This is a genomic window from Candidatus Kryptonium sp. (assembly GCA_025060635.1).
In the GTDB taxonomy this organism is placed as follows: Bacteria; Bacteroidota; Ignavibacteria; order Kryptoniales; family Kryptoniaceae; genus Kryptonium.
This window is the reverse complement of the sequence record JANXBN010000008.1, coordinates 52,023-66,863: the sequence shown is the minus strand read 5'-3', so window position 1 is coordinate 66,863 and position 14,841 is coordinate 52,023. Positions and strand designations below refer to the sequence as shown.

Below are 14,841 nucleotides of genomic sequence, written 5' to 3'. Positions count from 1 at the left end.
ATTTTTTACAAAAACATTAAAGCTGAGATTATCAACCCAGCTGTAGCCAAAGCCCAAGCATATGGTAATGTCTTCTTTAGAATTTGATTGACATCAATTCTTAATTCATTTGCAATCCAAACATTATGCGTGTTTGTCGGATCGCAAACACCTTGAATTTGACCAACTGACAATAGCATACCCATAACAGAAGCTGGTGGAAGAGTCCCCACTGGCTGAGAAATGAGAGTTGCAATTCCATATCCAAGACCCCAAACATTAAGAGGACCACGATAAAGAGCAAGTGGACTTAAAGCGGAAAAAACTAATACAAATAAAATCGGTGAACTTGGAACGATGGCTCTAAATAAAGGTTTTAATTGTGCATATACTTTCCAGTCTTCTTGCATTCCATTTGATGGACCAAGAATTGCGTTCAAAAGCATTCCAATTCCAATCATAAGGGCAACAGCTGGAATTACGCTACTCCCACCTTCTATAATTGACTGCATAAGAAGGTTTAAACTACCTTTTCTAAATGTTGTCACAAACCCATAAAATAAACCTGCTACAAAAGCGAAAACGAAATACTGACTTCCAAGAGTGAAAACTATGATCAATGGGACAATTGGCGTGAAAAACGCATACCATTTCAACTTTCCTGCCCTCGTTGGAGATACTACTCTCAATAAAAATTCAACAAATATGTAGATAAAGAAAACAGCAAGCAAAAGTTTCACAGTTAAATCAATCACATTTTTAAAACCATCTGGTAACAAAGAATCAAACTTTAGCAAAATTATCGGCAACGCAAACAATGATAAAATAATCATCAATGTCAAAGCAAATTTAAAATTTAAGATTGGTTTTAAACTTTTTATTAACCCTTCTCGCTTCAATTCCAAGATTATGAAACTAACTGATACAATCAAAGCTAAAAAGAAAAGCAAAAATGCAAATGTCCTAACGGTTTCAAATTCAACTTTTAAAACATTGATATAAAGTATCCAATTTTGAGCATTTAAAATTCCGCCCATGCTCAAACCGAACAAAAAAACACCTGCTATAATTGATGGACTTATTCCGACTGAACTCATAATTGGAAGTATGATTGTGCCAACCATAATAATTGCTCCAAGTCCCCCAAGCGTGGTAAACAAAATAGAAGTTAATATCAAGATAATTAAACTTACATAAAACGGATCATCACCTGCAAGTTCCGCACCTTTTCTTATGAAACCTTCAGCTATCCCTGACTTTTGCATGAAGATACTTAACATGCCACCAAAAATTGCTACGGTATACGCTTGATGCAACCTAAAAGCTCCGTCACCAATTACATATACAAAGATATCAAGCAAAGGAACTCCCCCAATATAAGCAATAAGAAATGCCATCAGCGGAAGCGCGATTAACGCTGGAATTATACGAAAGAACATAAGTAAAGCCATTACTACAAAAACAGCTATTATACCAATCGTTACAATCATTTTGATAATTTATTTATTTTTCAAATACATTTTAAGTTCATCTTCACCTAAAATTTCAAATTTTTCACCAGGCTTAATCCTAAAACCTCTCAAGAACTCATCTGCATTCAATCTCTTTTTTCCTTCAATTTGTAGTTCAACTATTTGAATTAAATTTAAATCCGAGCACACAACATATAATTTATCTTTTTCAACAAAAATTTGACCAGGTTCTACGTTCGTTGGTTTTGTGCAATCCTCCGAAGGTAATTTCGTTCTATAAATTTTTACAAGTTTCCCACCAAGGAATGTATATGCTCCAGGGCTTGGTGAAAGACCACGGACAAAGTTGTGAACTTGTTGAGCATTTTTCTCGAGCCAATTAATCTGACACATTTCTTTTTTAATTTTCGGGGCAGGTGTGGCAAGCGATTCATCTTGTGGTAATGGCTGAACAGAGCCACTTTCTATCAATTTTAATGTCTGAAGCAATACTTCGGCTCCGAGCTTTGCCAACTTATCATGAAGTTCGCCCGCGGTTTCGTCTGGATCTATTGGTATCTTTTTCTGTAAAATTATATCTCCTGTATCAACTTTTTCATTTATAAAGAATGTTGTGATTCCGGTTTCTTTCTCACCATTTATTATTGCCCAATTTATGGGAGCAGCACCACGATATCGCGGAAGGAGCGAAGCATGTACATTTACAGTTCCAAGCGGTGGGATTTTAAAAACTTCAGGTGGTAAAATGCGAAATGCGACAACAACAATTAGATCAGGAGATAAATTTTTTAACTCGTTGATAAAATTTTCATCCCTTAGACTTTCGGGTTGTATAACCCTAAGATTATTCTCAAGTGCGAACACTTTCACAGGCGGAGGTGTAAGCTTATAGCCTCTACCTTTTGGTTCATCAGGTGCTGTAACTACTGCAGAGATGTTATAATTATTGTCTAAAAGCGCTTTAAGCGATGGTATTGCAAACTCTGGAGTTCCCATGAAAACGATTCTCATTAAGTAAAAATCTCAAATTAAATTTTTATTCAGATTTAACATCCGGAGCAATGACTTTCCTCGTCCCTGGGATAACAATTGGATAATGAGCTTTAACCTCTCCTTTTTTGATTTTTGATAATTTTGGTTTCAGAGTTTTTAATCTTATTGGAGAGAGATAATCAATGAAAAATTTACCATTGAGATGATCAACCTCATGTTGAACAACTCTCGCCAATAATCCTTCGCACTCCATCTCATTTGTGGTTAAATCAATATCTTGATATTTTAACACTATTTTTGCAGGTCTAATTATTTCAGCTCTTAAACCGGGAATGCTTAAGCATCCTTCCTCCATGACATCTTCTCCGCTTGCATAAATTATTTCTGGGTTTATTATCACCATTCTTTTAAAATCTTTATACTCTTCATAAACCGAGACATCAATCACAGCAAAAGAATATGGTATTCCAACTTGAGTTGCTGCAAGCCCAATTCCGTCAGCAACCTCCATAGTTTCAAACATATCTTTTAGCGTTTCAATAAATTTATCGTCAATATGTTTGACTTTTTGAGCTGGCTTTTTAAAAATCGGATCTCCATAAAGATATATTGGTAAAATCACTCTTCTGCCTCAAATTAATTTTTACTTTCCTTGATATCAAAGTGCGAAGGAATTTTATTCACTGCCACATTAATTCTTTTTATTGAGGTTTCCTTTCCAAGCGTTTCCATTAATTCAAAAAGTCCAGGGCTTATTCTCATTCCTGTGATCGCCAATCTTATCGGATGAATTAGATCAGATGCCTTGATACCTTTCTCAAGAGCAAAACTTCTTAATTCTCTCTCTATCTCAGATGCATTGAAGTCATCAATTTTTCTTATAATCTCGGTGAACTCTGTTAAAAGTTCAGCCGTATTCTCGCTCCAGTATTTCTTTACTCCTTCAGGATCATAATCATCAGGATCTTCAAAAAAGTATTTACCAAATGTGACAAAATCATCAAGGACTTTGACTCTATCTTTCATTAGTGATATAACCTTTAGCAAATACAAATCATTTTCAACCTCATACCCATATTTTTTAACAATAGGTTTGAGAAGTTTCAAAATTTCTGTGTTCTCCTTTCTTCGTATATATTCGCTGTTCATCCACTCAAGCTTTGCCTGGTCAAAGATAGCGCTCTTTTTTTGAATTTTTGTAATATCAAATGCTTCAATTATCTCTTCAATAGTCATGATTTCTCTATTATCCCCGGGAGACCACCCAAGTAGACAAAGATAATTAAACATTGCTTCTGGAAGAAATCCCCTTTCTCTATATTCTATAACCGCAGTTGCGCCATGTCTTTTGCTTAGCCTTTTTCTATCAGGACCGAGAATTAAAGGAACATGAGCGAAAACAGGGATATCCCAACCAAGAGCTTGATAAATTAAAATTTGTTTCGGTGTATTTGAGATATGATCGTCTCCACGAATCACATGAGTTATGCCCATTTTATGATCATCAACCACAACTGCCATATTATAAACTGGAGTGTTATCCGACCTCAAAATAATGAAATCATCAATCTCTGAATTTTTAAATCTTATCTCCCCGTGTACAACATCAAAAAAAACAGTTTCTCCATCTGGAACTTTAAACCTTATTGTCCGACTTCTTCCCTCTTTTTCAAACTTATTTTTCTCTTCTTGACTTAAGTATAGACACTTTCTATCGTATTTATAAGGAATCTTGTTCTCTTCCGCTTGTTTTCGTTTCATTTCAAGTTCTTCTTCAGTACAGTAGCAAAAATAAGCATGCCCTTTTTTAACAAGTTCGTAGCAAGCGGAGATATGATCATTTATATGTTGAGATTGAAAATAAATATCACCGTCCCAGTTAATTCCTAACCAATTTAAGCCATCAATTATTGATTGCACCATTTCCTCGCTTGATCGTTCCTTATCTGTGTCTTCAATGCGTAGATAAAATTCTCCATTGTTTTTTCTTGAATATAACCAGTTAAAAATAGCTGTCCGAGCTCCCCCTATATGTAAGTGTCCAGTTGGACTTGGTGCAAATCTTGTTTTTGTTTTCAATTTGCAATAACGATTTAAATTTTATTTTTAATAAGGTTTCGGATATGAAGATAACTTCCTTGTCAATTCATCAACTTCTTCATTGGTCAAAACAACATCTTCAAGGTTTCCAGCGAGATATTCATTATAAGCACTCATATCAAAGAAACCATGTCCCGACAGATTAAAAAGAATAACCTCTTCTTTTTTCTCCTTTCTTGCTCTCACTGCTTCATCTATTACAGCTCTTACTGCGTGTGCTGACTCAGGAGCTGGAACTATTCCTTCTGTTTGAAAAAACTTAAGAGCAGCATCAAAAACTTCATTTTGAGTATAGGCTCTCGCTTCAATGAAACCATCGGCATATAGCTTGCTGACAATTGGGCTCATCCCATGATACCTCAAACCACCCGCATGTATTTTAGGTGGTATAAAGTCATGCCCAAGTGTATACATTGGAAGAAGCGGAGTTAATTTACTCGTATCCCCATAATCATAGCTAAAAATTCCTTTCGTTAATGATGGACAAGCGGCAGGTTCAACTGCCAAAATGCGAATGTTTTTCTTTTTTTCGTAAAATTTGTCAAGTAAAAAAGGAAATGAAATCCCACCGAAATTTGAACCTCCACCAACACATCCAACTACTATAGTTGGATACTCACCCACTTTGTCAAGTTGCTTCTTGGATTCCAATCCTATTATGGTTTGATGAAGCAATACATGATTTAAGACACTACCAAGCGAATACTTTGTTTTATCATCTGATATAGCAACTTCAATTGCTTCGCTTATAGCTATACCTAAGCTTCCAGGCGAGTCAGGCGATGTTTCAAGGATTTTTTTGCCAACCTGAGTTTCTTTGCTTGGACTTGGGACTACATCTGCTCCCCACATCTGCATAAGAACTCTTCTATAAGGTTTTTGCTCGTAGCTTGCGCGAACCATAAAGACCTTACACTTTAATCCAAAATAATTACAAGCAAAAGCAAGAGCACTGCCCCATTGTCCGGCCCCAGTTTCAGTTGTTAATTGTTCAACGTTTTCTTTCTTATTATAATATGCTTGAGCAACTGCTGTATTTGGCTTATGACTTCCCGAAGGACTAACACCTTCATATTTATAGTAAATCCTTGCGGGAGTTTCAAGTGCTTCTTCAAGAGCCCTTGCTCTTATCAAAGGAGTAGGTCTCCACAACAAGTAAAGTTTCAAAACTTCATCAGGTATATCTATCCACTGCTTTTCACTTATCTCCTGTTCAATTAGAGCTTGTGCAAAAATAACAGAAAGTTCATCAACAGATACAACTTCACCTGTTCTTGGATTTAAAGGTGGTTTTGGTTTCTCAGGCATATCATGAATAATGTTATACCAACGCCTTGGAATTTCGCGTTCGCTCAGATAAATCCGATTACTCTGTGAAATTGCTTTTTTCCTTCTCATTTTAAACACAAATTATTTTTATTTACCTTGATGACTCAGCTAAAGCTGTTAGCCACAAAATCGCCAATCTAATTGAAGATGATTCCATTCTTTCAATGATGATATTTCTCAGCTTTTTCGCCATGATTGAATAATACTCATCCGAATAAATATATCTTGTTCGCCCATCTCTTTTCTCAACTCTATATAGTTTATCAACTGGAATTTGGCTTTTCGCATGGTTATCTGCTTCTAAAATTTCATCAAGAAACCTATAACTTTCAAGAACAATATCAAAAGCAAAATTTACTTTGTCTTTGACAATAGAACTTCTCTTCAATTCCTCGTTAATCCTCCTGGTATCAAATTTTAAATCATTATTCCGAATCATATAGCGAACAAGTTCCGTTTCAACTCTGGAATGAATCCCAGGCTGATTAGTTAACTGACCATCATAATTTTCTGTTACATGGAGAGGTTGGTGCGCATCTTCAACATAATGGGCAAGCCAAGCGGAATATTTTAGCATTTTTTCTTTATCATTTCTTGCAATCGCAAGAGATAAACTATCAGTAAAATCACTTATCCGCCAAGGCAAAAAGCCATTCTTTTGGACTGTTTCAAAACCAAATTTCTCAATCGCTTTGAGTTTATCTCGGGGCAATTCAACGAATGGATACTTTCCATATCTATCAATATCAATAAAATGATTAAATTGTTCATCTTTATTCTCATTTCTTGCCAAATCAGGTTCAATGCTTCTCTCAATTATTACATTTTTATTTTCGGCGAGAAAATTTTTAAAGGCGTCAAGTTTTGAGCGTTCAATTCCTTTAAAATTATCTAAGCTCAAAATTATATCAATTGTAACTTCAGTGATTTTTTTATGGGCGTCAAACCCCCAGGATTCTGCATTTTCAATTTTTAAGTTGAGAAGCAAAATAAAAAATAGTGCGAAAATGCAAAAAAATCGTAAAAAATTTTTCGGCAATTTCAATTTCAATTTTTGTTTTTAATTTGCAATAACGAATTAATTTTAAAGAAGGTTGCCCATAAAGGGCAACCCGTGAATTAATTATCTTATTTTCTTCTTGTGTCTCATCTTCCTTCTTCTCTTTTTCCACTTATGCTTGTTCATTTTCTTTTTTCTCTTCTTTCTGAGATTTGGCATAAATTTCGCCTCCTTACTTATTTTGTTTAAAATTTGTGCTGCTCAAGCATGCGTTTTGCCTTGCGACCTGCCTCGGATGTAGAATCTACATCTACACAAAGCTGAAAGTAATCCCTTGCCTTTTCAATATTTCCAGACGCTAAATTAACAATACCAAGATTATAAAGAGCAAGCTGATGCTTCGGGGAATAAGTTAAAGCCTTTTCCATCTCCTTAATCGCTTCGTCAACGCGACCAATTTCAAAAAGACAAATTCCCATATCAACTCTTGCGTTTGGATCAGATTCATTTTTCTCAAGATATTTTCGGTAATACTGAATAGCTTGATCAAACAAGTGAGCATCATGAAGAAGGTTGGCAAGCATTAAGGTTGAGTTCATATCATCCGGATTTGCTTCAACCCTTTTACGCAATCTTTCTATCTCGCTCATTATTTCAGCACTAACTTCAGGATGTTGATGTTGATGTTGGTGAAGTTCAGCCTCTGTCTTAGATTTTTCTTTCCTAATTATTCCATATGCAATTAACCCAATAAAGGCAACAGCAAGTCCAAAATAAAAGATTTGATAAAATGAAACTTTTAAAGCTTTCTTTTTTACTTTAGGTTTTGCCTTGAATTCTGCCTTTTCCTTTTTAGCTGATTCTGGCTCTGGGACTTTATAATCAACTTCCTTTCTTGCTGGCGTTTCAGTATCCGCAATTTCACCACTTAACTTAGAACCGCAACTGATGCAAAATTTATAACTGGGCTCATTTTCAAACCCACAAATTTCACAAATAATGACTTTACTCAATGTCTCATCGCTTATTTTAACTCCACAATTAAAACAAAACTTTGCATCTTCCGGTAAAACAGTGCCACAAACTTTGCACTTTTTCTCAGCCATAGCTATATTCCATTTGTTATTTTAAGTTTGGCTTTCGCTTGATTCACCATTTGATGAATGATTCAAGTTTTCTTCTTTATGTTTATGCTCTTTTTCAGCCAAAACTTTATCACGCAGGCTATCAATAACCATCTGTTTGAATTCTCTGGTTGGTTTAAAGTCGGGAACATACCTGTCATCAAGTGGAACAATTTCTCCCTTCTTTGGATTCCTTGCGATTCTTGCCTTTCTTTTAACAACTCTAAATGTTCCAAATCCTCTTATTTGTACATAATCGCCCTTTTTGAGGGAATCCATAATTATTGCAATAGCTCCGTCAATTACTCTTTCTACTTCCTCAACTGTTAATCCAATTTGTTCTGCTAAAATTCTAACAAGTTCTGTTTTGGTCAATTTCTAACCCTAATTTTATTTTAGAATAAATTCGTATCTATACTGGAGGACTGGTTGATTTAAAATAAAGTTCTTTATCTCCTCAATGCTTTCAACCGTCTTTGATTCAAAAAGAATATCAAAGATCCTGTCTTTTCTCCTTTCTTTAACAATTTTCGGTTCGTCTTTTATACCAGCCATATTCGCTGCGATCTTTATAGCATCCTCAAGCGTTCCGAGTGTATCAACAAGCCCAAGCTCGTATGCTTGTTTGCCTGTGAAAACTCGCCCATCGGCAATTTTTAAAACATCTTCTTTTTTCATCTTTCTCTCTTCAACAACATGATTTACAAATTGTCCGTAAACATCATCTATCAAATTTTGAAGATACTTCCTCTCTTCATCTGTTAATCCACGGTAGGGATTTCCTGAATCCTTGAATTTTCCACTTTTTACAACTTCAAAATCAACTCCGATTTTATCAAACAATTTACTCAAATTTGGGAATTGTGCAATTACACCTATGCTTCCCGTTATTGTCCCTGGGTTTGCTACAATTTTCGTTGCTCCGAGAGAAACATAATACCCTCCACTTGCAGCAACAGAGCCCATTGATGCGATAACAGGTTTCTTTTCCCTTGCTTTTTTCAGCTCCTGATATATTTCCTCACTTGCTGAAACCCCACCACCTGGGGAGTCAATATAAAAAACTATAGCCTTAACCGCTTTGCTCTTGGTATATTTCTTAATTTGCCTTACGATTTCTTCTGAACTTACTATAACACCTTTCAACTCAATTAAAGCAATCTTGTCTTTACCTTCTACCACTTCATCTTCGGGAACGGGCTTCATTGAACTTACAAGTGTGAAAAAACCAAGTGCGAAAAATAAAACCGACAACGATAAGATGATTCCAATTATTCCAAGAAACCATTTTGCTTCTTTGCTCATTTCAGCGCAAAGATTTAGTTTTGGTTGTAAAATTTTACAAAAAATTTTATTAAAAGTCAATTAAAAAATTCTTTACACAAAAATTTCAAAGCCACGGCACCAACAAGTATTGAATTTTGTGTTGGATTCCCAAATCTCGTATATTTAATAAAAATCTCAATATGCATTAACGAATATTATGCCCGACAAAATCTTAAACTACCTTACCAAAATAATAGACCCTGAATCGGCAAAACTTGTTCTGAAGGCCTATAAGCTTGATATACCTTTAACAATCCGAACCAATACGCTTAAAATATCATCCACAGAATTAAAGAAACAACTTGAAAGCGAAGGCTTCAAGCTATCTGAAATTGATTTTATTCCTGATTCTTTTACAGTCATTGAAGAACCATATACAATTTCAAAGACAATTCAACATTTTGTCGGTTTTTTCTATATACAAAGCATGTCTTCAATGCTTCCTTCTCTTATACTTGAACCTGAGCCTGAAGAGTTTATACTTGACATTGCTTCGGCTCCAGGCTCAAAAACAACTCACATTGCCCAGCTAATGAAAAACAGTGGAATAATAATTGCAAATGACATCTCGTTTGAAAGGTTAAAGGTTGTAGCTCATCAAATAGACCGCTTGGGAATATTAAACACAGGGATAACCTTAATTGATGGAAATAGATTTGGGAATCTTTTTCCTGAAGTTTTTGACAAAGTCCTTGTTGACGCTCCCTGTTCAGCTCTGGGTATCATAGCGAAAGCAAACGAGGTTTTAAAATGGTGGAGTATTGATGAAGTCAAACGCTTTAGCAACAAACAACAGCAATTGCTTTCAAGCGCAATTAAATCCGTTAAACCCGGAGGTGTGATAGTATATTCAACTTGCACTCTAACAGTTGAGGAAAACGAGATGATAATAGATTCAGCTCTGAGAAAATTTCCGCTTGAGGTTGAAGAAATAAAATATAAAAAGGCAGATTTTGATAATGGACTGACTTCTTTTGAGGGAATCACATTTGATGAGAGATTGAAAAAAACAATTAGAATTTATCCTTTTAAATCAAATACAGAAGGTTTCTTCATCGCTAAATTGCGAAAAATTGACTCAACATTTTCAAAATCCCCAGAATTCTCCGATATAGGTAGCAAAGGCCCAACTGAAAAAATTAAGTTTTTAAACAGTAGCGATAGAGAGTTAAAAGAACCTCTTAAATTCCTAAGCGGTGAATTTGGAATAGATGAAAACATATGGGATAGATTTATCTACTACTTTAAAAAAGACGAGATATGGTTTTGTTCAAACGGATGGAAAAAGTTTTTAACGATGGATTTCACAGGTATAGACAAAAATTATAAACATCATCTCATATCAAACATAGTTCAAAGAATCGGAATCAAGCTTGCAAAATTGGTCAAGAGAGGACAATGGAAAATTTCAACATCTGCGCTTCAACTGTTATCACCATTCGTTATGAAAAATACAATTGAAATTGAAAACGAAGAACAGGTGAAAAAATTTATAACTGGTGGAACAGTAAAAAATTTATCATCTAATCACAAACCAGGAACATATGTAGCGGTAAAATATAAAAATATAATGCTTGGTTGTGGCCTTGTGACAAAAGAAGGTTTAAAAAGCCAAATTCCAAAAGGAAGACGAACCGTGGAAATTGAGGTGATGTAAAAATGGATGAGCTAATTTATGGACATAACCAAGAAAAAAACATTGTGGCAGTCCAGCAAGTTGATGAATCAAGCGTTTGCCTTTACATCAGAGAAGGGAACTCAGTTAGAGAAGAAAAAAGAAACTTTTATCCGTTCTTCTTCTTAAGCGATAAATCTTATATTGAAGGATTTTACAGGAAATTCTGGATTAAGAAACTTGAGGGAAATAATTTCTATCAATATGTATGTGCTTTTGAAGATTTAACAGATCACTGGAACGCCGTTAGATACATTTTGCGCAATTATAATCAAAAAAATATGACGAAAGCAGAATCCTACACAGATGTAGATATAATTTACCTTCGCCCCGATCCAGTTCATCAATTTTTACTTCAAACAGGTATAACCCTTTTTAAGGGAATGGAATTCAACGACCTTTACCGCATTCAGATTGACATTGAAACATATACTAAACATAGATTCAGCAATCCAGAAAGACCTGAGGATAGGATTATTGTAATTTCACTAACCGATAACAGAGGATGGGAACATATAATTGACGGCCGCAGGAAATCAGAAAAACAAATGCTGATAGAACTTATTGATATAATCCGCAGAAAAGATCCAGATGTTATAGAGGGACATAATATTCTTAGTTTTGATCTTCCATATCTCATTAAAAGAGCGGAATTGAACAATGTTGAACTTTCGCTTGGAAGAGATGGAAGCAAACCCAGAATTACAACTACTACCTATGATCGTGAAACAGTTTTCACAGGAATTGAAATTTACGGAAGACATATAATTGACACTTTAGTTCTCGTGCAGCTATATGATTTCGTGAAGCGTGAACTTGAAAGCTACTCGTTAAAATATGTATCAAGATATTTTGGCATCTCGTCCGAAGATAGAATTTATATCCCTGGAGAGAAAATCGCTTGGTATTGGGATAATGAGCCAGATGTCTTGATAAAATACGCGCTTCAAGACGCAAAAGAAACTCAGAAACTTTCCGATTTACTTTCTCCGCCTTACTTTTATCTTGCTCAAATGTTGCCCTTTTCATTCTGGCAAGTTATAAAATCAGGCTCATCCTCAAAAATTGAAGCATTGCTCGTCAGAGCATACTTAAAAAGAAGATATTCACTCCCAAAACCTGATTTTGGTTCCCAAACTATCGGAGGATATACGGATATATTTTATACTGGTATTTTTGAAAATGTTGTTCACGCAGATATTGAATCGCTCTATCCTTCAATTATGATAAATTTTAAAATTTCACCTAAAAAAGACGAACTTGGGATCTTTCTCCAGATGCTTGAAAGATTAACGAAAATGCGACTTGAAGCGAAACATAAAATGAAAAACGCAACAACGCCTGATGAAAAATCAAAATATGACGCAATTCAATCAGCATTCAAAATCCTGATTAACTCATTTTATGGATATCTTGGTTATAGCAAAGCCATATTTAATGATTATGAAAGCGCTGATAAAGTAACGATGACTGGACAAAAAATTTTAAAACAACTTATCTCTGAAATAGTGAGTAAAGGTGGAAAAGTAATAGAAGCAGATACAGATGGGATTTATTTCATCCCACCAGCTGAATTTGCAACAGATGAAGAAAAAACAAAAGAGTTTGTTAAAATTGTAGGTTCAACATTACCAGAGGGGATAAATCTCGCCTTCAATGGAATTTATCCTAAAATGTTAAGTTATAAGAAGAAAAACTACGCTCTTCTTGATAAGAATGGAAACTTGGAAATAAAAGGAGCTTCCCTTGTCTCAAGAGGGATGGAACCATTTGCAAGAAAATATATCAGCGAGTGTATAAGATTTTTACTTCACAACGAATTTGAAAAAATCCATGAACTTTACAAATCCCTTTTCAAATCAATCGCTGAGCGAAAAATTGATATAACTGAATTAGCAAAGACAGAAACCCTGCGCGAACACCCCAATAGATATCAAGAATTAGTAAAACTTGGAAAGAGGAATAGAAGCGCAGCTTATGAACTTGCGATAGCCAGCGGTAAAAATTATAGGCAAGGTGATAGAATAACATATTACATAACTGGTTCAACTCCAGATGTTAAATCATTTGAAAATTGTAAACTAATTGAAAACTGGAACCCATTTAAAAGGGATGAAAATGTTCAGTATTATCTTCTGAAATTGAAAGAATACACAAGGAGGTTTGAAATTTTCTTTAAACCGGAAGACTTCAAGAAGATTTTTTCGTTAAATGATGGATTGAGTTTTGAAGATGTGCAAGTAATTACAAGAAAGATCTCCAAGGAGATATAAACTGATTTAAGCGACCTTTTGTTTTCTATTCTTTTCAAACCAATCTTTTATAAAATTGACAATTTCAGTTGTCAAGGTTCCTGGCGTAAAAACCTCTGCAACCCCCATCTCTTTAAGTTTTGGTATATCTTCATCTGGAATTATACCACCACAGATCAAAAGAACATCGTCAAGTCCTTTTTCTTTCATCAACTTTATTATCTTTGGGAAAATTGCCATATGAGCTCCGCTTAAAATACTAACTCCAATAACATCAACATCTTCTTGGATGGCAGCAGAAACAATCATTTCAGGTGTTTGCCTAAGTCCAGTATAAATAACTTCCATCCCAGCATCTCTCAATGCAGCCGCTACAACTTTTGCTCCTCTGTCATGTCCATCAAGCCCTGCCTTTGCTATAAGTACTCTTATTTTTCTTTCCATCGTTTTTTTGCTTTTGTTTTTCAACTTGCAATAACAATTTAAAAAAAGATGACAACTTTTTCAACATACATTTATTTAATCACACCGAATGAAGACGAATTATAAACTTGTTCCCTATGTTATGTTCCGATGGCTCAACAACGATAGAACCACCATTTAGTTCAATAGCTCTATGGAAAACCTTCAAAGCAAGAAGGTTATAACTTGGTCTGTTTTCTGCAGCAAGATAGGGGTTGAAAATTGTTTTAGCTGCTTCTGTTGTTAATTTTTTTGCTTCATCGCGAATAGTTATAAAAACAAATTTGCCATCGCTACTTGTCCTCATGACTTGAGCGATATAAACTTTACCATTAAATGACATCGCTTCCGAAATTGCCTCAAACAAAGTTGTAAATCCAACTTCAATCCAATATTCATTTCCGACAACAAGCGAATCTCGTCCTAAATTAAACTCAAAAACTACATCTGGAAATTTAGATCCTATTTTTCCGGTTACCTTTTTAAGAAGTGAATTAACATCAAAAGATTTAAGTTCAATATCTTGGACACCAGCTGAAATGTCGTTAAGCTGCGTGAAAATTTCTGAAAGATCAAACCACTTTTTCATCTTATTATAGTTTTCAGATAAGATATTTCTAAACTCCTCTCCAACTTCATTGCTTGCGATTATCATTTCAATTATTCCCTGCACAGAAGAGAAAAGTTCTTTAATTTCCCTTAAGAAAAATTTTTCTGTCATTAATTCAATTTTTTTCGCTTCATTTTCAAGCGAGCGCATTCTCAACACTGACCTGACACGAGTGACAAGTTCGGTAAACCTTATAGGTTTGTAAAGATATTCAATAGCTCCAAGATTAAAACCACGCTCAAGATTTTCTTCATCAACATATTGGCCTGTCAAGATGATCACAGGTATTTCTTTTGTGATAGGATTTTGTTTAAGTTTTAAAAGAGCGGTAAACCCATCCATAACTGGCATACTTATGTCAAGAAGTATCAAATCTGGTTTCTTCTCTTGTGCAAGCATTATCCCAATAAGACCATTATCTGCTGTGATAACAGAGTAGCCTTCAATTTCAAGCGCGCTTTTTAAAGTTTCCCTTAAATCTTTTTCGTCGTCAACTACGAGAATTGTCATTTTTCAAAA

General features: G+C 34.8%; 14 protein-coding genes. 2 read left to right on the top strand and 12 right to left on the bottom strand.

Annotation, left to right across the window (positions count from 1 at the left end; translation table 11 throughout):
* Window positions 1-5 precede the first annotated feature (5 nt).
* The 10 genes from NZ923_09810 to sppA all read right to left on the bottom strand — a co-directional run bounded on the left by NZ923_09810 (window position 6) and on the right by sppA (window position 9,302).
* Complete coding sequence (locus NZ923_09810) at window positions 6-1,469, bottom strand: citrate transporter (protein ID MCS7230311.1); 1,464 nt, start codon at window positions 1,467-1,469, stop codon at window positions 6-8.
* 9 nt (window positions 1,470-1,478) lie between these two features.
* On the bottom strand, window positions 1,479-2,462 hold the full coding sequence (gene fmt, locus NZ923_09805) for a methionyl-tRNA formyltransferase (protein ID MCS7230310.1): 984 nt from the start codon (window positions 2,460-2,462) through the stop codon (window positions 1,479-1,481).
* Between the two features lie 25 nt (window positions 2,463-2,487).
* The gene (gene def / locus NZ923_09800; protein ID MCS7230309.1) at window positions 2,488-3,066 is read right to left on the bottom strand and encodes a peptide deformylase; all 579 of its coding nucleotides are present in this window, start codon (window positions 3,064-3,066) and stop codon (window positions 2,488-2,490) included.
* Between the two features lie 14 nt (window positions 3,067-3,080).
* Window positions 3,081-4,523, bottom strand: a complete 1,443-nt coding sequence (gene gltX / locus NZ923_09795) for a glutamate--tRNA ligase (protein MCS7230308.1) — start codon at window positions 4,521-4,523, stop codon at window positions 3,081-3,083.
* Window positions 4,524-4,550: 27 nt separating this feature from the next.
* On the bottom strand, window positions 4,551-5,942 hold the full coding sequence (locus NZ923_09790) for a TrpB-like pyridoxal phosphate-dependent enzyme (protein MCS7230307.1): 1,392 nt from the start codon (window positions 5,940-5,942) through the stop codon (window positions 4,551-4,553).
* A gap of 22 nt (window positions 5,943-5,964) precedes the next feature.
* Entirely contained in the window at window positions 5,965-6,861 is an 897-nt protein-coding gene (locus tag NZ923_09785) for a hypothetical protein (protein MCS7230306.1), read from the bottom strand.
* A gap of 135 nt (window positions 6,862-6,996) precedes the next feature.
* Window positions 6,997-7,092 carry an AURKAIP1/COX24 domain-containing protein gene (locus NZ923_09780; protein MCS7230305.1) on the bottom strand — a complete coding sequence of 32 codons (96 nt, stop codon included), beginning with the start codon at window positions 7,090-7,092 and terminating at the stop codon, window positions 6,997-6,999.
* A gap of 26 nt (window positions 7,093-7,118) precedes the next feature.
* Window positions 7,119-7,979 carry a tetratricopeptide repeat protein gene (locus NZ923_09775; protein MCS7230304.1) on the bottom strand — a complete coding sequence of 287 codons (861 nt, stop codon included), beginning with the start codon at window positions 7,977-7,979 and terminating at the stop codon, window positions 7,119-7,121.
* A 21-nt stretch (window positions 7,980-8,000) separates the two neighbouring features.
* Window positions 8,001-8,372, bottom strand: coding sequence for an integration host factor subunit beta (locus tag NZ923_09770; GenBank protein MCS7230303.1), 372 nt, complete (start codon window positions 8,370-8,372; stop codon window positions 8,001-8,003).
* A gap of 15 nt (window positions 8,373-8,387) precedes the next feature.
* Window positions 8,388-9,302 carry a signal peptide peptidase SppA gene (gene sppA, locus NZ923_09765; GenBank protein MCS7230302.1) on the bottom strand — a complete coding sequence of 305 codons (915 nt, stop codon included), beginning with the start codon at window positions 9,300-9,302 and terminating at the stop codon, window positions 8,388-8,390.
* 178 nt (window positions 9,303-9,480) lie between these two features.
* On the opposite strand from sppA, the gene NZ923_09760 reads away from it, so the two are divergent.
* On the top strand, window positions 9,481-10,980 hold the full coding sequence (locus tag NZ923_09760; protein MCS7230301.1) for an NOL1/NOP2/sun family putative RNA methylase: 1,500 nt from the start codon (window positions 9,481-9,483) through the stop codon (window positions 10,978-10,980).
* A 2-nt stretch (window positions 10,981-10,982) separates the two neighbouring features.
* The gene (locus NZ923_09755; protein ID MCS7230300.1) at window positions 10,983-13,271 is read left to right on the top strand and encodes a DNA polymerase; all 2,289 of its coding nucleotides are present in this window, start codon (window positions 10,983-10,985) and stop codon (window positions 13,269-13,271) included.
* 6 nt (window positions 13,272-13,277) lie between these two features.
* Here NZ923_09755 and NZ923_09750 read toward each other — a convergent pair whose 3' ends face one another.
* Together NZ923_09750 and NZ923_09745 are read right to left on the bottom strand one after the other, a co-directional pair.
* Window positions 13,278-13,694, bottom strand: coding sequence for a cobalamin B12-binding domain-containing protein (locus tag NZ923_09750; protein MCS7230299.1), 417 nt, complete (start codon window positions 13,692-13,694; stop codon window positions 13,278-13,280).
* Window positions 13,695-13,773: 79 nt separating this feature from the next.
* Window positions 13,774-14,832 carry a response regulator gene (locus NZ923_09745; GenBank protein MCS7230298.1) on the bottom strand — a complete coding sequence of 353 codons (1,059 nt, stop codon included), beginning with the start codon at window positions 14,830-14,832 and terminating at the stop codon, window positions 13,774-13,776.
* Window positions 14,833-14,841: the final 9 nt, after the last annotated feature.